The 21997-nt window shown below is 49.2% G+C and carries 23 protein-coding genes, 1 tRNA gene and 1 riboswitch; of the genes, 7 read left to right on the plus strand and 17 right to left on the minus strand.

The genetic code is table 11. From position 1 onward, the window contains the following. Positions 1-14 precede the first annotated feature (14 nt). The 4 genes from fdx to B9Z49_RS21525 all read left to right on the plus strand — a co-directional run bounded on the left by fdx (position 15) and on the right by B9Z49_RS21525 (position 2539). Positions 15-353: an ISC system 2Fe-2S type ferredoxin gene (fdx, locus tag B9Z49_RS05805; RefSeq protein ID WP_108352481.1), complete on the plus strand. Its 339-nt coding sequence runs from the start codon at positions 15-17 to the stop codon at positions 351-353. Between the two features lie 13 nt (positions 354-366). Next, positions 367-1077 (plus strand): DNA polymerase III subunit epsilon, encoded by a 711-nt coding sequence (gene dnaQ / locus B9Z49_RS05810; RefSeq protein ID WP_108352482.1) that lies wholly within the window; start codon positions 367-369, stop codon positions 1075-1077. 106 nt (positions 1078-1183) lie between these two features. Then, positions 1184-1258: transfer RNA gene (locus B9Z49_RS05815), tRNA-Val, on the plus strand. A 609-nt stretch (positions 1259-1867) separates the two neighbouring features. Next, entirely contained in the window at positions 1868-2539 is a 672-nt protein-coding gene (locus tag B9Z49_RS21525; protein WP_146188470.1) for a hypothetical protein, read from the plus strand. Between the two features lie 99 nt (positions 2540-2638). Here B9Z49_RS21525 and B9Z49_RS05825 read toward each other — a convergent pair whose 3' ends face one another. The 5 genes from B9Z49_RS05825 to B9Z49_RS05850 form a co-directional block, all read right to left on the minus strand. Beyond that, on the minus strand, positions 2639-3307 hold the full coding sequence (locus tag B9Z49_RS05825) for a hypothetical protein (protein WP_108352484.1): 669 nt from the start codon (positions 3305-3307) through the stop codon (positions 2639-2641). Continuing rightward, positions 3304-4320: an HNH endonuclease gene (locus B9Z49_RS05830; RefSeq protein ID WP_233254526.1), complete on the minus strand. Its 1017-nt coding sequence runs from the start codon at positions 4318-4320 to the stop codon at positions 3304-3306. The genes B9Z49_RS05825 and B9Z49_RS05830 overlap by 4 nt, the downstream gene beginning before the upstream one ends. Next, positions 4317-4700 (minus strand): HIT family protein, encoded by a 384-nt coding sequence (locus B9Z49_RS05835; RefSeq protein ID WP_108352486.1) that lies wholly within the window; start codon positions 4698-4700, stop codon positions 4317-4319. Before B9Z49_RS05835 ends, B9Z49_RS05830 begins: the two co-directional genes overlap by 4 nt. Before the next feature lie 19 nt (positions 4701-4719). After that, on the minus strand, positions 4720-5538 hold the full coding sequence (locus B9Z49_RS05840) for a hypothetical protein (protein WP_108352487.1): 819 nt from the start codon (positions 5536-5538) through the stop codon (positions 4720-4722). A gap of 298 nt (positions 5539-5836) precedes the next feature. Next, positions 5837-6124, minus strand: coding sequence for a hypothetical protein (locus tag B9Z49_RS05850; RefSeq protein ID WP_108352489.1), 288 nt, complete (start codon positions 6122-6124; stop codon positions 5837-5839). A gap of 145 nt (positions 6125-6269) precedes the next feature. After that, a riboswitch (SAM-I-IV-variant riboswitch) is annotated at positions 6270-6367 on the minus strand. Between the two features lie 339 nt (positions 6368-6706). On the opposite strand from B9Z49_RS05850, the gene B9Z49_RS05855 reads away from it, so the two are divergent. Beyond that, positions 6707-7144, plus strand: a complete 438-nt coding sequence (locus B9Z49_RS05855; protein ID WP_233254527.1) for a thermonuclease family protein — start codon at positions 6707-6709, stop codon at positions 7142-7144. A gap of 6 nt (positions 7145-7150) precedes the next feature. Here the strand turns inward: B9Z49_RS05855 and B9Z49_RS05860 are convergent, their stop codons facing one another. The 3 genes from B9Z49_RS05860 to B9Z49_RS05870 all read right to left on the minus strand — a co-directional run bounded on the left by B9Z49_RS05860 (position 7151) and on the right by B9Z49_RS05870 (position 10402). Then, the gene (locus tag B9Z49_RS05860; RefSeq protein ID WP_108352490.1) at positions 7151-8500 is read right to left on the minus strand and encodes a hypothetical protein; all 1350 of its coding nucleotides are present in this window, start codon (positions 8498-8500) and stop codon (positions 7151-7153) included. Positions 8501-8653: 153 nt separating this feature from the next. Further along, positions 8654-9295 (minus strand): hypothetical protein, encoded by a 642-nt coding sequence (locus B9Z49_RS05865; RefSeq protein ID WP_146188471.1) that lies wholly within the window; start codon positions 9293-9295, stop codon positions 8654-8656. 63 nt (positions 9296-9358) lie between these two features. Continuing rightward, a complete protein-coding gene (locus B9Z49_RS05870) occupies positions 9359-10402 on the minus strand; it encodes a hypothetical protein (RefSeq protein ID WP_108352492.1) in 1044 nt (347 codons plus the stop codon). 26 nt (positions 10403-10428) lie between these two features. On the opposite strand from B9Z49_RS05870, the gene B9Z49_RS05875 reads away from it, so the two are divergent. Together B9Z49_RS05875 and B9Z49_RS05880 are read left to right on the plus strand one after the other, a co-directional pair. Next, the gene (locus B9Z49_RS05875; protein ID WP_108352493.1) at positions 10429-11262 is read left to right on the plus strand and encodes a hypothetical protein; all 834 of its coding nucleotides are present in this window, start codon (positions 10429-10431) and stop codon (positions 11260-11262) included. A gap of 822 nt (positions 11263-12084) precedes the next feature. Next, the gene (locus B9Z49_RS05880; RefSeq protein WP_158273429.1) at positions 12085-13395 is read left to right on the plus strand and encodes an ADP-ribosylglycohydrolase family protein; all 1311 of its coding nucleotides are present in this window, start codon (positions 12085-12087) and stop codon (positions 13393-13395) included. Between the two features lie 123 nt (positions 13396-13518). Here B9Z49_RS05880 and B9Z49_RS05885 read toward each other — a convergent pair whose 3' ends face one another. From B9Z49_RS05885 to B9Z49_RS05915, 9 genes are all read right to left on the minus strand, one after another. Beyond that, positions 13519-15489: a GDSL-type esterase/lipase family protein gene (locus B9Z49_RS05885; RefSeq protein ID WP_108352495.1), complete on the minus strand. Its 1971-nt coding sequence runs from the start codon at positions 15487-15489 to the stop codon at positions 13519-13521. Between the two features lie 23 nt (positions 15490-15512). Next, entirely contained in the window at positions 15513-17348 is a 1836-nt protein-coding gene (locus B9Z49_RS05890; protein ID WP_108352496.1) for a carbamoyltransferase, read from the minus strand. Between the two features lie 4 nt (positions 17349-17352). After that, positions 17353-17502 (minus strand): DUF5989 family protein, encoded by a 150-nt coding sequence (locus B9Z49_RS22515; protein WP_369913494.1) that lies wholly within the window; start codon positions 17500-17502, stop codon positions 17353-17355. A 5-nt stretch (positions 17503-17507) separates the two neighbouring features. Continuing rightward, the gene (locus B9Z49_RS22520; RefSeq protein WP_369913495.1) at positions 17508-17903 is read right to left on the minus strand and encodes an SxtJ family membrane protein; all 396 of its coding nucleotides are present in this window, start codon (positions 17901-17903) and stop codon (positions 17508-17510) included. 52 nt (positions 17904-17955) lie between these two features. After that, entirely contained in the window at positions 17956-19116 is a 1161-nt protein-coding gene (gene hxsC, locus B9Z49_RS05895) for a His-Xaa-Ser system radical SAM maturase HxsC (protein ID WP_108352497.1), read from the minus strand. Then, positions 19110-20570, minus strand: coding sequence for a His-Xaa-Ser system radical SAM maturase HxsB (hxsB, locus tag B9Z49_RS05900; protein WP_108352498.1), 1461 nt, complete (start codon positions 20568-20570; stop codon positions 19110-19112). The genes hxsC and hxsB overlap by 7 nt, the downstream gene beginning before the upstream one ends. Then, positions 20567-20851, minus strand: coding sequence for a His-Xaa-Ser system protein HxsD (gene hxsD / locus B9Z49_RS05905; protein ID WP_108352499.1), 285 nt, complete (start codon positions 20849-20851; stop codon positions 20567-20569). The genes hxsB and hxsD overlap by 4 nt, the downstream gene beginning before the upstream one ends. Positions 20852-20914: 63 nt before the next feature. Further along, positions 20915-21205, minus strand: a complete 291-nt coding sequence (gene hxsA2 / locus B9Z49_RS05910; protein WP_108352545.1) for a His-Xaa-Ser repeat protein HxsA2 — start codon at positions 21203-21205, stop codon at positions 20915-20917. Positions 21206-21392: 187 nt separating this feature from the next. Further along, the gene (locus B9Z49_RS05915) at positions 21393-21965 is read right to left on the minus strand and encodes a site-specific integrase (protein WP_108352500.1); all 573 of its coding nucleotides are present in this window, start codon (positions 21963-21965) and stop codon (positions 21393-21395) included. Positions 21966-21997: the final 32 nt, after the last annotated feature.

Below are 21997 nucleotides of genomic sequence, written 5' to 3' on the forward strand. Positions count from 1 at the left end.
TCCACAATACCGCCATGCCCGTCATCAAAATCCTGCCCCACGCCGAATACTGCCCCAACGGAGCAGAAATCACCGCGCCTGCGGGCACCAGCATCTGCGAAGCCCTGCTGGACAACCACATCAACATCGAACACGCCTGCGACATGAGCGCAGCCTGCACCACCTGCCATGTGGTGGTGCGCGAAGGCTTCAAAAGCCTGGGTGAGATGGAGGAGACCGAAGAAGATCTGCTCGACCGCGCCTGGGGCTTGGAGCCCAACTCGCGCCTGAGCTGCCAGGCCTTTGTGGCCAAGAGTGATCTGGTCATCGAGATTCCGCGCTACACGATCAACCACGCCAAAGAGCTGCACTGAGCGAAGCCGAACCATGCGTCAAATTGTTCTGGACACCGAAACCACGGGCCTCTCAGCCGAAGGCGGCGACCGCATCATCGAGCTGGGCTGTGTGGAGCTGTATGCCCGCAAACTCACGGGCAACAACCTGCATTTCTATTTCAACCCCGAGCGTGACAGCCATGAAGATGCGCTCAAAGTGCACGGCATCAGCAACGAGTTTTTACGAGACAAACCCAAGTTTGCCGAGCTGACGGAAGACATCCTGAATTACCTGGCCGATGCCGAGCTCATCATTCACAATGCAGCGTTTGACATCGGCTTTCTGAACAAGGAACTTGAACGTGTCGGGAAAAAGCCGTTGAAGGCTTACGTCAATGGTGTGATCGACACCCTGGCCATGGCCAAGGAAATGTTCCCCGGCAAACGCAACAGCCTCGACTCGCTGTGCGACCGCCTTGAGGTCGACAACTCTGGGCGCACCCTGCACGGCGCTTTGCTCGATGCCGAGTTGCTGGCCGACGTTTACATCAATATGACACGCGGCCAAGAGGCGCTGCTGATCGATGCGGGCGACGCACCTACAGACACACTGTCGGTCAAGGTGCAACTGGACCTGAGCACCTATGCTTTGCCGGTACTTCCCGCCAATGCCCAAGAGTTGGCCGCGCACGATGATGTGCTGACCCAACTCGACAAATCAAGTGGCGGCAAAACTGTTTGGCGACTGGCTCTGTCGGTTTGAGTCCCATCGACCAAAAGGCCATGCGTTTGACGGCGATTTTTCAGCTGTTAAGAGTCAAATGGGTCAGGTTTTCATGTCATAATCGTCGTCTTCGCTGAATGGCGCAGGGCGATTAGCTCAGGGGTAGAGCACTGCATTCACACTGCAGGGGTCGCAAGTTCGAAACTTGCATCGCCCACCAAAAATTCCCAATGAAATCAAGCACTTAGAGGAAACTCTAGGTGCTTTTTCTTTAGTTCAAAGTAGTATGGTCCGGGTTTACTACTTCTCATAGATTTTTCGATGTCTTTTCATAGATTTCGGAACAGTCAAAACACCCCTTTTCAATCTTTTGTCAGTGACACCAACATGGTGTCAATGCAGCATTGTTTTTAGCCCTTGCGCAGACGCAGCTAGCGCTGTGCTCAGATTAAAAAAAACGCTACGTTTGTTTTGAAACGAGTCCAGCTACTCAGCCCAGCGAGCCTAGGAAGATACGGACAGTAGGGCTTTTTTGAGTACCGCGCGGGTGCTAGCTCCAAAAGATCACTGCCTTACGCAGACTTTGTTGGCATGCAGTCCTTGAACTTGAACCTGCGGCCAGCTATCATTTTCTTGAATCTCCCCAAGGCCCTTGATGTTCCCCTCGATCACGATGACTATTTTTAGTCGGTAGTGGCGGTTGTTCTGTGATCTGTCCTTTGATCGGGTATGTAATGGTAAACTGAAATCAATACAAATGCTTAAATCATCAATAGTCTCAATATTATTTGGTGTAAACCTCGGATAAGGTTTTTTATTTAATATTTCCGTGCTTGATAACTTAATTTCCAATAATCAAAAACTAAGATGGGATAATTATATGAGTCATACTATTGTTTTAGACCAAACTATATGTTATCTAATTGGAAATAAAGATGATGAAATATTTATATTTCCAAGAAGGCTATTGGAGCCATCCTTGACGCAGGTTTGTAGAAAAAATCATAGTTTATACAAGTATTTTACTTCGCAGCCATGGATTGAAAAGCAATTACCATCTTCCGGTTTGACTGAAAATGCTGAAGAATTGATAATAAATATATTTAAAAAATCATTTTACTCATCCGAAATAAAAATTGAGAAAAAAGAGTTTTATCAATATAATTCATTTTGGGATTCACATCCTCTTATCAAAGAAAATGATTTTATTGTTGAAAAAAGAGCTGCAATGCAAATTTATAGTTTCCTTTTGGCTTTTGGCTGGATTTCAAAAGCATATACTGTTGAGTGTACGCAATATGGTGATAATAAATATGATTTTAGAGTTTTTAAGAAAAGCTCGTTATCTTTTTTGGGGAAGAAGGGGGATTTGGTTTTTATGTTTCAGTGGGATGATTTTTTAAGCATAAAAGTTGATAGAAACAGATTTACAATTTTTACAAAATCACAAAAAAATGGTTGGGGTGCTGGTATGGGTATTTCGGGTTTTGTAAGGGATTAGTTGAGGTTATTTTTGGGGTTAAAAAAATTAGATTATCTAGGCAATTTTTTGACTGCGCAAAAATTGATAACATAGTCGCAGTACATAAATCACTTGAATTCAAATCTGATTTCTCGCTCGGCCAATACCCTCCCTGTTCAGTAGAGAGTCCGATATACCTCCAGCAACACCAATCAAGAGGTATTCGAGAAACGCCAATGATGTCGGGCCATACTCATCCCAGACTCCAGTTTCGGCTGAATTCCAAGCTCCAGCCCATATGTAGATAGGATGCCGTAAGTGCGTACCTGCATCAAATAAAAATTCAGCCCATGCTTGGTACTTGCTGGTTCTTTTGGTTTCATCGTGTCCCGGTAAAACGCAGGCACTCAAATCACCAATGTGATAGCTGTAACCGTCCCCCCAACGAGCAAACTTGGTCTTGTCAGTATGCAGGTTCTTGATATTTGCTGAGAGGTTCCGATCACCCTTACCAAGTGACTCTGATTTTCCAATATACAAAGGCTTGAACTTCCCTTGCTGCTTCCAGCCCATTACGTAAAGCATGCCATCAAACTGATGTTCCTTTCGGTTCCAGTCATTCACGAGCTGGTCAGTGACGTTTAGGATCAAGCGATCACATTCTTCAGATCGTTTGAGAACGTGCCTACCGTCTTTGCCAATTGGCTTAGATTCAACATGCCCGTCAGGATCGGTCTCAAACAACGGGACAGCCAGATCAAAAACATTAAATCTGTCGCAGAACTTGTCCCATATTTCTTGCTTCATTCCCACAGTCCCATGTAAGTGCATTCAAGGGGCTCGTACTGTGCAGCCTTGATCCATGCCTGACCACCACTGCTCAAAGCGTTTGAGTAGCCCCAGCGTGCCACCGATATGGTTGTCGGCGCATCTGACTTGATCCCTGCCTCAAAACCAATTTCCTTCAAGTCATTGTCATGGGTATAAATGAATTCCATCCAGCGCATCAGGTGCGGTTTGGCTGCCAGTGTGTCTGACTTGCTGCGATTGCAGGAAGGATGCGCAAGAACAAAGTTGTGCATCAAATCCCTTGGGTACAGGGAACGAGGGATGAAGTGATCAACGTCTGCTTCTTTGACTGTTCCGTCGCAGTAATGGCACTTACTCCTGATCTTGCGAAGGCCTGAGCTGATAGTCGTTAAAGCTTGTCGTGGCGTTTCAAACAAGAACAATTCCAAGTCGTCGTCCTCCCCGAGTAGGGGCAAATTGCGTTTGTTTCCACGGATATGGTCAAGCCAATGGCTGCGTGCCAGTTGTTGGACCAAGGGCTGAAAGCGCCGGAGGCAGTACCCCACTCCAGGCAAAAGAGTTATTCCGTCTTTGCCGCTCTCAAACAAAAATACATCCTGCCCCCCACCAAGGTTCTGGATGTATTTGACTGGCTGGAGCTTGACGGTCGCAGTCACGGCACTCAACAGAGTCTGGAAACCATCGCCGTTTTGAAAGGTGTTCAAGGTCAAGGACGGATGCTTGCGCCGATACTCGGTGATCGCCGAAACCACCGCAGCTTGGGTCCCAAGGTTTTGCACCAACACACCGCCCCCCGTGAAGGGGGCTGCTTGCTGCCAATACAGTTGGATGAATTTCAAACCAATGCTGCGGTATGGCAGCTTCAACGGTTCGTTGTCGTCACGCCCCACTTCGACGGATAAGTCTGCGAGGGCGATCAACAGAGCGAACTTGTAGGTGGCCGTGAAGTCACCCTCCGCAAACAGTCGTTGGAGCTTGGACAGGAAGGCAAGCTGGAACTCCGGCTTCACCGTTGGCTCCAGTAATCAGCCTTTTCTGGAATGATCCAACGGACCCCGCCACGGGGGTCAGCACGGTCGTTGGTATACCGGGAAATCAAATGGATGTGCAGGTGAAGTACCGTCTGCCCGGCGGCAGGCCCGTCATTGATGCCGATGTTGTAGCCCTGTGGGCTGAACTCGTTATCCAGCACAAGCTTCGCCCTGTCGAGAAGGGCTAGTAGTTCGGAGCGTTCTTCTGGATCAAGCTCAAAAAAAGAGCCAACGTGACGCTTGGGGATGATCAGCGTGTGCCCGGGTGAAATCGGAAACCCATCACGAATTACCAGCCCCAGAGGGCTGGAATCAATGATGCGCTCAGGTGGCAGCGTACAAAAGGCACAAGGCTTCATGTGTGGCAGTTTATCGCCATTACCAAACACGCTGGAAGCGAAACCCCAATCCTTTTTCTCTCGCGACTTGGTTGGCGTAATCCATGTCTTCTCGAAGAACTCCCCCGCTGAAACTGCTGCCCGGGTGCTCTCCCTCGATGAGGCACACCCCAAGTTGATCTAGCGTTTCAACGTCAAATCTTTGGAAATACCGCAGGGCATAACCATCACTCGTGGTGCATTTGAAGAACTCACTGTTGCCAAAGTCAATGCTCTCTTCAAGCCATCCGTCAATGAACTCGATCAGCCACGCAAGGGCAGTCTCGTCTGAATCAATCCAATCGCACCAGTCCTCTTGTCTCACATGGGTGCGGTCATCAATCAGTGCTCTGTAGTCCTGTACCGCTTGCTCCACGTCAAACTCCAATGGCGGGCAAGCCTGAACTGCGGAAATCAGTTGTGCCGCAGTTTGGTAGCCCCCAAGCCTGAAGGCCTCTGCGTTGGTCCTTGGTTCTTTCTCGTTTGAGGTGATGGTTCCATCTATGTCGACCTCAAACACCTGAAGTCGGCCATCTTTGATATCCATCTGCTCTACGACACCAATTGCGATATCCATCCCCAATGGATAGCCTCGAATCGGCTGCAAGTCAGCATCCGCGAGGCTGCCCTTTCTTCTGCGGTATTGCTTATAGCCTTTCGCGTAGTTCAGAGTGTGAGCGGCATGGGTTCGCCAGAAGAACTTCTTCTCGCAAGCTTTGGCGTCCCTGCCAAGGACTTTGACAATGGAGCCGATGTTGGCGGGGTCAAAAGAATTCACCACGATGGCAAGTTCGCCGGGGCGGCAATTGAGTCTGCGCATGTTTTTCTCCTTTAAGAAGTGACCAAGTCATTTGGCTGTTTGACCGTCTTGGCTTGGGGCGCACCTCGTATGGGCCTCAACTGGCTGTCTGGGACAGGTCCGATCCGCTTCCTTTTAAGGACTCCGCTGTAGTCATAGGTCATGGGGTGACTAGCCTGCGCCTCCCAGATAACGTCACCCGCTGGTGCACACAAATCAGACTGACCTGTGTACAGCCCAATGACATGAACGATGGTGCCAATGTTGCATGCGTTGTGAGCTTTGATCACGACCGCCAGATCGCCGGGTTTGCAGTAAGTCATGCCAACTCCCCTTCAAGCTTCGACGGGGCAGGGCTGTTGCCCTTGATCGGCTTTAACCATTTGTCTGGGTGGATCGCCTGAATTCTTGGCGTGATCAGGTTCTTTCGGGCTTTGCCCTCGTCGATCAGCCACATCCCTTGACCGCTCAGAGGGATGACCTGCCAGCAGGTCATTTCCATGACGACCTCTGCTGGTCCTATCACCCGGACGATCAGACCAATGTTGCCTTTGCAGCCCTCAAAGTCATCGACGATGATGGCTAAGTCACCATGCTTGCATTTCATTTCACTCTTCCTGCGCCCCTGATGTCTGGCATCGCCAGAACGCGCAGGGGCTAAGAGCGCGGGCGACGCTTTAGCAGCATTTGTGAGTCGCCCTGCAAGTGGTCATAAATCAGCGACAAAAAAGCCCACCAAGGGGTGGGCTGACGCTTTGCCGATTGGTTGCCCGTGGGCCTCATCTTCGGATACCACCTTGCCCGGTCAGGCAGGTTGGTGTGGACGTCAGTCCAACTCGTGATGTTAGGTAGATTTTACCTTTGATCAACGTATTTCACAAGCTTAATTTTGGCTTGTCATGATCAAAAAAACTGTTCAAAAACAGGCGGAAATTTGCAATGATCCTGCACTATTACTCCCGCCCAAGATGAGACCAGCCTGTGGGGGCAGTGCCAATAGTGCTGAGCCCAGATTTGCATTCGATCCAGGCTGGTCAAATCGTCAGGGGCGTCAACAATATCTACGCGACAGAGCTCTCTAAGTATTAATAGATTTCTTCTAGTTCTCTTGAGCGATAACTGACAAAATCAGGGAGTGATTCGATTTCTGTCAATTTTCTTAATCCTTGCTGCCTTTTTCCTGGGCAACATGGCATCTGCCAACATCATCCATGGAAGTGTGGTGGGCGTGTCCGATGGTGACTCGGTCACTGTCATTGACGCCAAAAAAACTCAGTTCAAAATCAGACTGGCGGGAATTGACGCCCCTGAAAAAGCGCAAGCCTACGGTCAAAAGGCCAAAGAGTCCTTGTCTGATCTTGTCTTCGGAAAACATGTTGATGTGGAATGGAGCAAGCAAGATCGTTACGGTCGCATTGTTGGAAAGATCATGCTAGGTGTCGTGGACATCAATTTGGAGCAAATCAAGCGCGGTATGGCCTGGCATTACAAGGAATACCAAAATGAGCAATCTCTAGAGGATCGTGTCGCTTACGCACAATCTGAGTTACAGGCTCAAGACAAGAAAATGGGTCTTTGGAGGGATCCCGCCCCTATTAAGCCTGAAGTGTTTAGGCAGAAAAAATAGCAGACATCACTCCCAAGGACGTGGCCGCCGCTTGCTTTGCAGTTCACCCACGTTCATTTCACCCTGTAGTGGGGCGGCGTAGAAGCGGTCAATCATCTCGGGGCTTGTTCTGGCGTTGCGTGCCAGGGTCAAAGTATCCACAGTGCGGCCAAACATCAATCGGAACATGATGCTGCTGTGGCGAAGGCTGTACAAGGTACGAGTTTCGCCAGCAGTGCTCAGCTTCAAGCCCGTAACTTCCAGCACGATTTCAAACTGCCTTGCCAGCAGTTTCATTGCGTTGTCGCGTGATGCCGCATCGGGCATGAATACATAGTCCTCGGGGTGAATGTCGCGACCAAGTTCCAGCACCTGTCGCCGTCTGATGCGTTCATAAACTTTCACAGCCCATGGCATGGTGGTGATGGGAAATGTGTGCCCCTTGCTGGGTGGCAAACTGAGCCGCAGGTAAGTCCATTCCCTGCGAATGATCTCCACATGCTTGTGCTGCATGTTGCGGATGTCAGTGGGGCGGATGTAGCTGTTGACCATGAACACGATCAAATCAGCCAAGTCCTTGGTCATCTCGATACGCTTGATCAAACGGTCAGCAGGCCCAAGTTTTCCACCAGGCTCGCAAAAGTAGGAACCCTTGGTTTCCTCTGAGTGTGCTCGCCACTCGACTTTCTTGCCAGCCAGTTTTTTTGCCACCTTGGTGATTTCTTTGTATTCGCCCACATTGAACCAGCCACGCGGCTTGTCCTCAATGCCCACCTTGGGAAACTCTGGGATGTGTTGGATGAAACTGTGCCGGGCGGCGTGTTGCAAAACTTTGCGCGTGAGCCCCATGTAGGCACCCAGAGTGCTGACACTCAGCTTGGGCACTTGGTTGGACAGCTTTTGCAGAAATTCGTCCAGCATTTTGTAGTTGATGCTCAGCACATCCGTTTGGCCGAAAAAGGGCAGGATGTGTTTGTCGTAGCGCAGTTGCATGTTTTCGTAACTGATCTTGGACAATTGGCTTCGTTTCAACTTGGCCAGCTCACTGTCCATCAGCATCTTGGTGGCCTTGGCAAAGGTTACAACCTCTGCCGCGTTGACCTTGATGGGCAAGCCTTCAAAGTTGCCACCTCTTATGCGAATGGTGATGTCGTCGTAAAAGCGTTTGGCCGCTTCCAACGCGTCACGCTTGATTTCGGTCTTGGTGGTGCGTTTGAAGATGTGGCTCTCGGCGTAATACCTGACCCACCAGTAGCTAGAAGCTGGAATTTTGAAGATCACTAACTTGCGTGGGTAGCCTGGAATCCGTGTGATGGTTTCCTTGATGGGCACAGATCTGTGCCGTTCGTGTGAGTCGGGTTCAATGGCGCGTGGCATGTCAATTTCTCGGCTGTATTCATAAAGTTTGTTTTCTGAACAGCTGGCCAGTCAACCTGAAAGCGGCAGGGCTTGGGTTGATCTGTGGCTTTTAGACGATCAATCGCTTAAAGAATCGCCCTGCAAATTCGGCAATCATTTGCAGGACGTTATTCACACGGTTTCAGCCTCATCTTCAGTTTCGGCAGAAGATGCTTTCTTGAAAGGTGAGGTGACCTTCCATCGGTTTGACTCGTACCAATCAAGAATAGCTTTTTCGATGATGGCCAGTTGCGCATCACCGTAGCCTTCAAGTAAGTTATTTAATGATTTCACATCAGGCTGCAATAGAGTTATGTCTGTGAACCCCTTTTCAACAGCAGTGTCTCTTTGATCCTCAAGGGTTCGGGACATGTATTGAACCGACTGAATCATTGAATGGATTTCGTAAAAATGATCGATGAGATTAGCCAGTTGATCAAAATTCTGCTCAGTCAGATTGAAGCCTTCAATAACTTCAGCGTCGTACTGAAGTTTCATAAACAGATTGGAATGAACTTCGGCCACGGTGATCAAAAAATCTGAGCTGCGAAAGTCCGATTGCTTCTTTCCCGTCTTTTCTATTCGAGCAACAATTCCCAGCAGGTCTGTTAGCCGATGAATGCTGTTGGAGAAATTGCCTCTGCTCTTGTAGTACCTGCCGTCTGGAATCGACAAGATCCTTTTCAGATCTTTCAACTTGGGAAGCTCGGTGTCAAAGTGGGCCTTCATCAAGATCACAGTGGCTTTGCCACGGGGTCCTAAAAATTCGCTCATTGGGTTCTCCTAATGGGTTTGACGGATCCCCAGATCCTCATCGGCTGGGGATCAGGCTTGCAGTTAAAACATGGCTTCTTTAACCGTGACGCCAGCGACGGTGGCATTCATAGGCGCATTGATCATGGCTTCTGGCTGCACAGTTGAGTTGAGGGCAGGCAGTCCTGCAGGCTGATAACCTTTGTCACCAGGTTGCATGCCCCAACCGGATGTAATGCCCCATTTCTCGCGCAGCACATCCAGCTTGTCTTCCATGCTTTTCAAATCGTCAGAGAGGCTGGCTTCAGCCACCATGGCGAGGATCTGGGTTTCCATGGCTTCATTGAGCCGGATGAAGCGAACCACACGGCGCTCGTGTCCCATGGGGTTCACGCACACTGCGAATTCAAAGGTCCCTTCCTTTTTGCCTTCGCCCACGGTGTTGAGCACGAACTTGTCCTCCACCTGAACCACGGTGTCTGCAACCTTGGCATTGGCCAGTAAGATTTTGCGCAGCAGTTTGGTCTTGGCCTCCTTGTGTTCCTTCACAGCCTTGGCCGATTCTGCGTCTTCCTTGGTGGCTGTGATCTTGGCAATGCCACCCCGGTCCTTGATGTAACCAGGCAATTCAGTGGCGTCCAAGTTTTCCTCGTACGCCACCTGCAGAACCTTTGAGTAGTTGTAGGCTGTTTGGCGATCGGTGGGCAGGATAAAGCGCAACACCGTGGTGATCCAAGGTGTGTTGATCTGGGTCTTGATGTCGTGCTCGCTTTCCAGCCGATCGCGCATGCGCTGCAGGATGTGATCTTTCAAAACGGATTCATTGATTTGCAGCGCATAGCTGTAGATGGCACCCAGCAGTGCGTACAACTCTTTGGTGCCCCGAACCACGTAGGTCTCAACGTACTGGTTGTTCATCTTGGCCAGGTTCTGGGCCTGTCCCAGGATCATGTCCACCTGCACTTCATTGGCGCTTTTGTCACTGGGCCGGCGCTTGTCCGAGCCGCCCAAGGCGCGGTTCATCAATAGACCAAAGGAAAACTCATCCACTGGTGTGGTGGTTGCCGGGGTTTCGACGGGTGCCCCATTTATCGCGGGCTGCGTGATGTTTGCGTTGTCTAAGCTCATTTCAAACTCCTGTTAAATTTATAAACATGGGTTCCGTCGACCAGGATTGGTGCGACACGCTGAGGTTAGGTTTTCGGCGACGGTGGTTTTTCACTTTTTCGAAGGGGTACGAAAAAATGAAAGTTCAAAGGCTAGATCGATATAAAGACGCGCAAAAATTGATTCCATTTATCTCTGCGGGCCGATTGAGGGCAGAGAGCACTGAGTCGTTTGTCCAGGGTTCACACCTTGACATCTGGTGGCGATGTCTCCGATGCTCGAAGGTGTTCACCCAGAGTTGCCGCACTGGCCTTTTCACCACCCAAGGTGCCTTTAAAACTTACCGCCTGTTTGGAGACGTTGAGAACTTGACCTTGAGAGAGTGGTGGTTCACCAAGGGTCATGAGACTTTTGGCGAAAGCATCACGACCTTGCAAGTAACGCTGTATGTCAAGCGTAAAAACAGTGATGCACTGGAGATCACCGTTGACGCTATGCAGCAGGTGTCAAGCCAACTGGCGGGAAAAGAATTTGGGTTTTGGCTTGATCAGATATGTTTATTGAACTCACGGCAGGGCTTACTGTCAGATGCGCCCTTGTCATGGCCAATTTATCGAAGCCGTATCGCACTGGAGGCGATGTCACAGTTGCTGAGCATCATGGAAATTCATGAGCACATCATCCGAAATGCCCCGCAGACTTGTCTATGGCAAATAGGTGAACAGCTCAAGCTGAACCATAAAGCCATGACAAAAAGCGATGACTATCCCAGCGTAATAGCCGACAAGCACAAGGCCATGGGACAAACCGTGAGCAGCTATTTGAAAAAGGGCCGATGTTTGGTTGACAACGCGGCGAATGGGCTGTTTCCTAAATATTGAACGCTGGAGATCATCTGGCCAGTTATTTTTTCCTAGTGGGTTGCTTACGGCTTAAAACCTAAGTAACCTGATCACAAATGCACCTCAACTTCCATGTCATTAGCAATACACATGATGAAATTTACATGGGCCACAAGATTTGGTTTGAACCCGCCCCAGGTTGTGATGTGATTTCGGCAACCGCCAATGCACCAGGGTTCACGCCATTGCTTGCCATAGCACGTCATTTCGGTTGGGTTATCACAGGCTCCTTGGGTTGGTCAGGGCCATGATGGTGCAGGGGGCGAGGCTCAAGTCGAGAGCCTATGGAGCTGTTGAATTACCCAGTACTTGTGAGCCCGCGATCTTGGGTTTTGTTGGATGAAGCATTACCCCACCAAAACAGTCGGAAACCTTACCGTAGGTACTTGCCGGTCAGTTCGCCTCATTTGACAGTTTGTGGATTTTCGTGATTTGCTGAAAAAGGAATTCGGCCACCGGGGTCGGATCAGAAACAGGCAAGTCATGCAAGATTCAAACAGATACAGACGACGGTCAGATCAAGCGCCCCATGTCGGAGAGCTGCGTGTGATGGAAGGTCGATTGGCCATGTGCGTCAATCCTATGGCCAGCTACAGCGGTTGGTCGGGTCCGCTTTGGGCCATTGAAGGCGTTCGCTACAAGTTTAGCCTCAGAGGTGGTCCCACCGGCTACCAGGAAGGTTTTTGCGAAAAAGTCGATCCCCGGTGCCCAACGGTCACATTCCGGATGATTCCAAGAGGCTGGGATGAAGAGGCTCCGCTGGAGGAGTGCAGATCATTTTTTTACACCGAGATTGGGCGCTTGAGCCCTGAATACCCCGGTTGGATGGTTCGGAAGTGGTCTGATTTGCGCAAAGCCCAAAACGCTGAGCTGACATGGCAAGGTGTGCAGGCCATCGAATCGGCGGTCTCGCAAAGCCCCTACACCGAGAGCTGGAAGAAGCTCTTAGGCGACTCGGTTTATAGCCAATTGCTCGGTTTGCTGCAAGCAACGGTCAGTGTCAATGACTTGATCGATGACGCTCAGGGCCACTGCACTCACATGCCATCACCGGCTCTCAAAAACCATGTCCAGGTCATCATGCAAAATCTTGGAAGATCTACAGTCAAAATGAACACAAACAAAGAACTCAGCCGCTCGGAGCAAAGTGCATACGGTGCCGTTTTAGGAGCCTTGACGGGGGATGCCGCTGGTGGAGTCCTTGAATTCCTGGGCCATCAACCCACGCCCAAAGAGTGCGAGCAGGCTTTCGACATGCCTGGCGGTGGGGTGTTTGATTTGGCTCCTGGCCAGTTCACCGACGACGGCGAGATGACCGTCAGTTTGCTCCGGGCATTGGTACTCGGGCAGGGCCAATACGACCCGCTGATGGTGGCCAAAGCCTACAGCGATTGGGAGGCATCTGAGCCATTTGACATCGGTAATGCCACATCCAGCGCCCTGCGCATTCCCAAGTCGGAGCGCAATTGGGTGAGGGCGGCTGACTTGATCGCAGAGCAAGCACTGGACTACAACAGTGAATCCAAAGCCAATGGCAGCTTGATGCGGGCAACACCTTTAGGGATAGCAGCGGCCAACATGACGGTAGAGCAAACCGTTGCGGTCGCCTGTGCAGATGCACGCTTGACCCATCCAAATTCTTCTTGCCAGGTGTCCACGGCAGCCTATGTGCTGGCCATTCGCCATTTGATTCAGAAACCAGGGGATCACGGCGGCGCATATGCAGCTGCACTGAGCTACGCTCAAAGCGCCAGCGAAGAAGTCAGCCAGTGGCTGCAAGATGCCCAAGAAGGCAATCTGCCACCCGCGCACCCCATGGCCGGATTTGTCCGATACGGCTTCACCTATGCGTTTCATCACCTGTATAAATCCACGCCTTTTCAAAAGGCCATCCTCGAAACGCTGGTCAGGGGTGGTGACACGGACACCAACGCCTGCATTGTGGGCGGCCTGCTGGGAGCCCTGCATGGCATGGACAAAATTCCGAAAAGCGCCCTAGACAAGGTCCTTGCTTGTGACACACGCCATGGCCAACCAAGACCTTCCGCTTTCACCATTGAGCCCGTCATGAGGCACCTGAGAAAGTTGTCGCAATACTGCTTGGGTGAATAAAGTAACTTATAAAAAAACAGAATTAAATCCAACGTTACACATCAGCTTATTGTGTAAGGGCGGCGGGCAAATAAACAAGGTTCAATTTGGAGTTTTGCAGCGATTTAGTATTGTCGCAAAAATTTACTTCAGACACACAGCGCGAATTTGATCGCCAAAGTGCGACGTGGCAGCGTATAAGAGATAGCGTCCACTAGGACTAAAGCGAGGATCCCACTCGTCCTCAGTTGTCGAAATGCGTCTAATTGGCTTTTGGTCGCGGTCGTCCAATCGCATGACGAACACATCGAAATTTCCTCCCTCTTTTTGGGCAAATGCCAGCATCGATCCATCGGCCGAAACTGCAGGATCCCACTGCTCATAGTTAGAGGGACTTACAAGCCGCTTAGAAGAGACTTGATCAGTCGTTTTTTTTGCATGGACTTGGTAGCGCCCAGGTCCGTTGTTGATGAAATAGATGTCACCCTTTGCACTTGCGAATGGTCGCCAGCTCTCTTCACTAGGGATGGTAAGAGGGTTAGGGACGGCTCCTGGCTCCCTAAGTGAATACAATATTGGAGGCTTTTGATCGGCATGTCGATATCCTGAAAAGTAAATGACACCATCCGAACCGACGTTTGCTATAGCACCGTTTAGTCCTTGGTCAGCAAGTAGGGCTTGTGCATTTCTTTCTTTAAGATCGAAGATCATCAGACGGCGGTCGTCTCCAGATCGCTGAGTAAAAAGAATCCGCTGCTCATCAATCCATGTCGGATGTTCAAGTCCTAGTGGATCGCTGCTTCGAAAAATCTCATCTCTAGTGCCGGTCTTAACGTTCAATATAACAATAGCGCTTCCCTCTGAGTGATTGAGTTGAAACAATAGTCGCTGATCAGAATTATCGAAGCTTGGGTAGCGTCCCCTTAGTACGTCCTCATGAAGAGTCGCAGTTAGGAGCGACTTTTCTCCTACGCGTATGTCAGCGCATGTGGCCCTATTTTGTGGAGAGTTCTTTTTGTTTTCACCCAAGATCTGATAAATCGTTTGAGCAATCTTTTCTGATGCCCACTTTGAACCGAAATTATTAAAATGAATGTGGTCATCGTAAAAAAGAGAGGAGCCGCTAGATAGAATCTTCAACTCTTTAGCGAGATCGACAAGTCCAACCGATTGTGTTTTTGCAACACTGCGTATAGCGTCGTTAAAACTATCTTGATCCACGGACGGCCGACCAAGCGGCTGTGTCATCAGCACTGGAACTTGGCCATTAGCTTTGATTACGGCTATGAGGTTGCGTAGGCTCTGCTCATAAAGATGAATGCGACGCGATGCTATCCCTGTATGCTCATCAAGAGCCCTCTCAGTAACCTTGATACCACGGCCGCTCTCTGCATCACGGATTTTTCGAATCACTGCGTCGGCGAGGAATATCACATTACTATTAAGACGTGCCCATTCCCAAGAGAACTGGGCTAGGCCCCTTCCTGTCTCAAGGAGTCCAGTGGCTGTAGCCTCTGAATAATTTCCAAAGTTGGATCTATACGTTTCATTCAGTGTGAGTCGCAGTCTGTCATTAATGTTGTGCATTACGACAACTATCTCAGCTTCACGGATTCTGCTAGAAGGATGGTTTAAGTAGAGATTGAGGCTGTCATGCGAGGTGTGTCCACGAACTCCCGCATTCAGCCCTTCAAAATTTTGCCCAGTAGACTTGCTAAGTTGAAACGGAGCAAGAAATGGAAACCGATACTGCTCATCTACCTCGTTGTTCTCAGTAGTTGATCCACCAAGAAAAAGTATTTTCCGTGCTGTAGCTTCGAACTGAATGTCTGGCGGGCCAAGAACGAGTCCAAATGGATCTGTGCGAAGCAGTCGGGTGGGGCCACCATCAGGTTGTTCATTGATGAACTCGTCGGCCAAATTCGGTTGTAGCCAGCGTGTGGTTGTATTCAACGGAGCAGACTCGTTCACGAATCTCTTAGTTTCCGTGCGAGTTAGCTTCACGTTCTCGGTTGAACCAGCAACTAATTCAGCTAAGGTAAGTGTCCCGAGCAAAAGCATAACTACTACGGCAATAAAAAATGCCTTTTTTGCGCGATTTCGAAGGGTAGACATTCCAGTTTTCAACTAATTTCTAGTTAGTCAAGAGAGTAAAGCTCATGATGCGGCCTTGGCGGTATTTCGGTTTGCTCGCTTTTTTCGAGAAAGCAATTACCTACAACGAGTGCATCGAGCCCTGTGCCTAAAAAGCAGCGAAAGGCATCTTCAGGCGTATTCACGATTGGCTCACCTCTTACGTTGAAAGACGTGTTGACCAATACGGGACATCCAGTAATTTCCTTAAATCGGGTCAGTAATCCGTGAAACCGCGGATTTACATCGCGACTGACTGTCTGAACTCGCGCAGTTCCGTCAACGTGAGTTACGGCCGGTATGGTCGATAGTTGTATTGATTGCTTATCCAACCCGACGATCTTATCGTCATTGTGGTTTACTTGTAGCCGCTGCCGCTCCCCTACCTCACCAACCAATAACATGTATGGGCTCGGCTCCCGTAGGTCGAACCACTCATTTGCGTCCTCTTCACGGACACTTGGGGCGAAAGGCCGGAATGACTCCCGAAACTTGATCTTCAGATTAAGTTGCCGCTGAGTCGAAGGTAATCTAGGGTCGGCGAGGATGCTTCTTGCACCAAGGGCCCGTGGGCCGAATTCCATGCGCCCAGTCATCCATCCAATCGCCTTTCCCTTAGCGATACTCTGGGCAGTTTTAGTTAGCAGTTCGTTTTCTTCTAATACCGTGAATCGAGCGCCGCATGATAACAAGCGTTGCTCAATATCTTTCTGAGAATACTCAGGTCCAAGTAGGGCGCCCTTCATTCCATCGCTTGGTGAAACGACGCGACTTTCCCCAAGAAGCTGGTAATACAAGGCCAGTGCCGCCCCGATCGCTCCACCCGCATCACCTGCAGCTGGCTGAATCCAAATCCGGTCAAAAATACCAGTCCGAGAGAGCTTTCCATTAGCTACACAGTTCAATGCCACACCGCCAGCCAGACAAAGATTTCGAGCACCGGTTTGACGTGATACTTCACGCCCCAAAGTCAGAACGACTTCTTCAGTTACGGCTTGAATGGAGGCCGCAATATCAAGATGGCGAGTCTCAAGTGTTGCCTCCGATGTTCGTGGACTTCCACCGAACAATTCATGAAACGCTTCGTTGGTCATCGTCAAACCCGTGCAGTAATCGAAGTAGCGCAGGTTGAGAGCGAAGGACCCATCGGCTTTTACATCAATGAGATTGTCTTTGATTAAACTTATATACTTTGGAGTTCCATAAGGTGCTAGCCCCATTACCTTGTACTCGCCTGAGTTCACTCGAAAACCCAGGTAGTAAGTAAACGCTGAGTACAGAAGTCCAATTGAATGAGGAAATTGAATCTCTCGTTCAATCGCTAGACTATTCCCACTCCCGAATCCCATGGATGTGGTTGTCCATTCCCCGACCCCGTCCATCGTTAGTATTGCCGCCGACTCAAAGGGTGAAGGGAAAAATGCACTTGCCGCATGACTCAGATGATGCTCTGAGAAAGCTAAGCGAGGTGTCCAATTTACGTTTTGGCCCACGTGCTCTGTCAAGTCTTGCAACAACTGAGATTTTTGAAATAGCTTGTCCTTAATCCAACTAGGAAGGGCTAAAGAGAAGCTACGAAATCCTCTCGGAGCAAAAGCAAGGTACGTTTCCAGAAGTCTTTCAAACTTCAAAAAAGGCTTGTCGTAGAAAACGACGTAGTCGACTTCCGACGGCTGTGTGTTGGAAAATTCAAGGCAGAATCGAATCGCGTTTATTGGAAAGCTAGGATCATGCTTGACCCGCGTGAATCGTTCTTCTTGTGCCGCGCATTTGATCTCACCGTGCACCAGTAGACACGCAGCGGCATCATGGTAATAAGCGGAAATCCCAAGAATGCGCATCTAATCAGAAGATAGTGTAAATGAAAGGCGCAAGGATGGATCCTTTGGCGGCTACCATCAAACCTCCCAACGTGAGCATGATCAAAATAATCGGAAGGAGCCAGAGTTTTTTTCTGGCTCTAAGAAACTGAAGAAGTTCATAAAGAAGATTCATTTTTTTTAGTATTGCTGTCTAAAAAAATCACTTTGCGAGCGCTCGAGCTGTTGCCGCGTAATCCAATAAGTAGAACAGGTAGGGCGTTTAAGCCTCAAGGCGTCTCGGCCAACCAAGCGTGAAATAACAGCAGTAGGAGTCAATACGATGAAGTAGAGTGCTGCCAAAACTATGGGGCTGACGATAGAACCAATTCGCTCGCCTAGCCACAGCCATCCGTGCTTCAGTCTTGTGAATTTGGTTGGACAGCACAGGACCATGACTACCATGACGGAGGTGAGCAAGATAAGTGACACAGAGAGAGCTACGTTTGATTTCCAAGCGGCATATAAGGCTGCAGATGCCGCACAGATGCAAAGCAATACTCCGAACGCCCTGTCAGACGCAGTAGGTCTAGTCATTGAATAGTCGATTCAAATCAGTTAAAGCGTGGTGTAGCAACACTATGAATTTTCACAAAAAGGGTGTGATGGATTGGCTGTATCCGTTACGGATACCTGATGAAAAAAATCCACCGCATTCACTCTTTCGGACGCAAGGGGCACATTCTTTGGCAAACTCGTTTTTCCAATCTGATATGGACTTGACATATACAGGTAAGACATCTGGATTTACCAAGCAAAGAGGATGGTTGTAGACCGCTGTACGTATGCCGTAGCTTGTTAAAATTCTTACTGCTTCACTAAGCTGATCCTTGTATTCAATTGGATCTACCCAAAGGCTATCGATATTAGCCCTAGCAAAGCCGATATGCTCAAGTCCCATCAATGCCACTTGATCGACAAAGAGGAGGTTGCGAGAAATAAAATTTGCCAGCTCTGACAAACCTTCACAGGTTTGTTTGTGGATGACTACTCGAATCTCAACCCTCTGTCCATGGCGTTTAAGGTTGAGTACGCCTCGCACGGTCTCATCGAACGCGCCCTTGGATTGAACGACATAGTCATGCACACTCGCATCGGCAGAGTAAATTGGAATTCCGATCATTAGATCTGGGTGTTCTACTTGAGCGTAAGCCTTGGAAAACGCCTCATCTGCGAAGGCCCGCCCATTGGATAAAACATGCAAGCTCGTTTGGGGCAGCCAACTTTTGGTGTGATGGAGTAGCTTGATGAAGTCATCTCCGTATAACGTAGGCTCTCCTCCAGTGAAACCAATTTCTTTTGTTTCGCGAGGCATCATTTTTATAGCCTCGAAGGCTTCTGCTAGCAGCCAGCTGTCATCAACGCGCTTTGGCGGCTGCGAACACATCAGGCAATAGTGGTTACATTGCTCAGTCAGCAAAATACTGTTGTGGTTTGAATTGGCGCGAAAGAGCGATCGAATACGGCCGTCGGCTAACAAACTAACGACATCTCCATCGCCAAAGTAGTCAAACTCTAGGCCCAGACCGGTTGTTTTGTCAGGTGGAAACCCCTCCGAAGACGCACTAGGAAGAACAAAGTAGTGTCCGAAGCCAGTAGGTACAGGTGAAGAATCTCTAGCTAGGAAGGCCTTCTTACCCCTGAGGGGCAAAGGCAAGTAGGGGTTGGTCGACAGACTGTAAAGACGCGGTTCCTTGATGTCAGAAAGTACGTCTGACTTACGAACGACTCGACCGGAGAGCATCAGCATCTGTTTGCCCACCTCATAAAAATAGTTTTGACCTGCTGGTCAGACTTCATGCGCTCTAGGAGCAACTTCACCACGCCCATGATGCGCTTGCAAAATTCCGACTCGGGCTTGCGGCCGAGAACATCTCCATGCATTGCATGGTGATACACCGGATCAGCGCCGCACCAAGGCTCAAAAGCACAATCACTGCACATTGGCGCAGACAACGTAAATGAATCTTCAAGTGCGCCAAGCAGTACCTCATTGGTAAAAACATCCTCATAGCTGCTCGTAAAGAGGTTACCAATCTTAAAGGTTGTATCGTCCATTTCTCGTAGCATCCGACTTTCATCGGAGGCATAGATGTCCCCGTCATAGTTGAAGACTACGGCTGCGATGCCAGCACCCGATGGATTCATTAGGTCAACATAGCCTGGATCGTTTGACGTCAGCATTTTCGTCAACATTAGCGCAGCGAAATGCTCCGTGAACCGCACGCCTTGCTTGTTAAGTTCGATGATGTAGTCGAGACCTTCTTGATAGAACTTCAGCCACCTATCTACGTTGTATGCACCATAGCTCTTTGTTTTAATCGCAAATCCATAGGGTGATAAATGGCGAAAGAAGATTCCATCAAAGCCATGCTTGAGATACTCGTCAACAATGTCTTTGGCTCGTGTCAGGCTAGCCGGTGAAGTAGTCATTAGGGCCGACACAGCGTCAAATCCGAGCACGCCTCGTGTTCTTTCTAGGCCCTCTACGAACCGCGCGTAACTGTCACGGCCTGGTCTGGGTCGGTTCCGATTGTGCAGGTCCTCTGGACCGTCGAGCGAAGTGGAAAGATAGACTTTATGAGACTTGCAAAAAACCAAAATTTCGTCTGTTACCAGAGTCAATGTGCTTGTGATCACAAATTGAAGATCACGTTTTTGAGTTTCGTTGATCTCTTTTGCCCTGAGTACGATGTGCTTGACGAGATCGAAGTTGAGTAATGGCTCACCGCCCTGGAATTCGATCTTGATGGCAGGGTTCGGCGATCTGAAGACGATTGCAAGGGCTTTTTCAGCCATGTCAATCGTCATATCAAAGGCAACTTTGTTTTCAGACTGACGTGAGACTTGGCAGTATTGGCAGCTGTGATCGCAGCGAAGCGTAACCACGAAGATGTGCAAGTTGGTGAAGTTTCGTAGCTTGTTGTACTTCGTTCGAGTCTTTAGACCCAACAACTCAATGCTGGCTTCATCACCATTCTCTTTGATGAAGTGGCGAGAACGCAGTAAAGAGTAAATTTTGCTATTCGGATCGAGCTTCTTACTAAGAGTCGCCTCCAAGTCTTCGCGTGAAATGAAGGCGAATTCACCTACAAAGTTTGTGATCACCACTTCGTGATCATCCAAGGGCTCAAATTTGAAGGGCAGCAGTTGATACTGGCCTTGAGTTGCCTTGTATTCGATAAGAGGGCTAAATTTTGTCACCCCTGTAATCCTGTGCGTGAAAACGTATAGGCCAGGATCAGGTTACGAACATCTTCAGTCTCTTCCTTGATTTTCTTTCGCAGCTGTTGATCAAGAAGTTCTCGTTTAAAGTTGGCAATGTGCTCATTAAACTTATCTTCGTGGCCTGCTACGGGCTCAATTTCGCATAGCCACTCTTCGCCAGCTGGTTCGATCAGTATGGTGACTCGATCAATGAAACGATAAGCTGCTTTTTGAGTTGCTTCGAGGCTATAGATTTCTTTGCTCAAATTCAATTTCATTATGAAATCCGATATAAAAAAGTCCGCCAAAGGCGGACTATCAGACCGTTCAAAATTCGAGCATTAGCGGCTAGAGTAGTGGGATCGGTGCGAACTGTGCGAGCTATGTGATCTGTGCGAAGAGTGGTATGCCATCAGCAAACCAGTATCTTCGGCTCTTTTGAGTACAAAATTGAACTCATCGCCGTTAGCATCCTTGATTGAAATGTTCTCACCAAGAGATGAAGTCTGAGCCATAGAGATGTTTTGTGAATCTTTCACAAATGAAGAGGCCGCAGCGTTTGAGGACGTTGGGGCAGCATCCGCGGCAAAGGCAGCTGCAAGAGTAGCGAATGCGGTAAGAAATTTTTTCATAAACACTCCTATTTCACATAAGCATATCGTGTCGCAAGGAAAATTGCAACATATTTTATTGACCTGCCAACACCCTCAGCGTTAATTGAAATTTATTAAAATTAAAGTTTAAAGAGAATTTTTCAATTTAAATTAATTCTCTACTGATTCGGTTGCTTGTCTGCGAAGAGACCCGTTGAGATCAGGCCTAGACAAGTTCAACTGCAGCCTTCAACTGGGTTGGGCTGCTGTACAAATATGCGGCAGTGGTCTGGATGCTGCGATGGCCAGCCAAAGTTTTGAGAATGTGAATGGCAGTGCCTTTGTTGGCCAATGACGTCAAAAACGTTCTGCGACCGCTATGACTGCTCGCACCTTGCAGTCCTGCACCTGAATACAACAACGCAAATGTCTGTGCTAGGCTATTTGCGCTGAACCCAGTACGGATGCTTTTTTGGCTCGCAAAAAATGGGTAGCTACGTTCCACGCACTTGGCCTGTGCTGCGTAAGTCTCCAACTCCTCGCGCAATTTGATGTTGACGAAAACTGTGCGAGCGTGTCTGCCCTTTGTCATGTCGGGTAGCAAGCGAATTTCTTCTTTCACTGTGCCATCTGTGTTGATCACGTCGCTCCAACGCAAGCAGGCCACCTCGCCAATGCGCAAGCCCGCCAGGTGCGTGAGCAACATCATTGCCCTGTTGCGCTGCGCAAAGCGGCGCGTGTCTATGTAGTCCAGTACGCGCGCCAATTCGTCTTTAGTCAGTGTTTTTGCCTGTGCCATTTAAGTTCTCCTGTAATCATGTGTTTGCGTTG

Source organism: Limnohabitans sp. 2KL-51 (assembly GCF_003063645.1).
Classification (GTDB): Bacteria; Pseudomonadota; Gammaproteobacteria; order Burkholderiales; family Burkholderiaceae_C; genus Limnohabitans_A.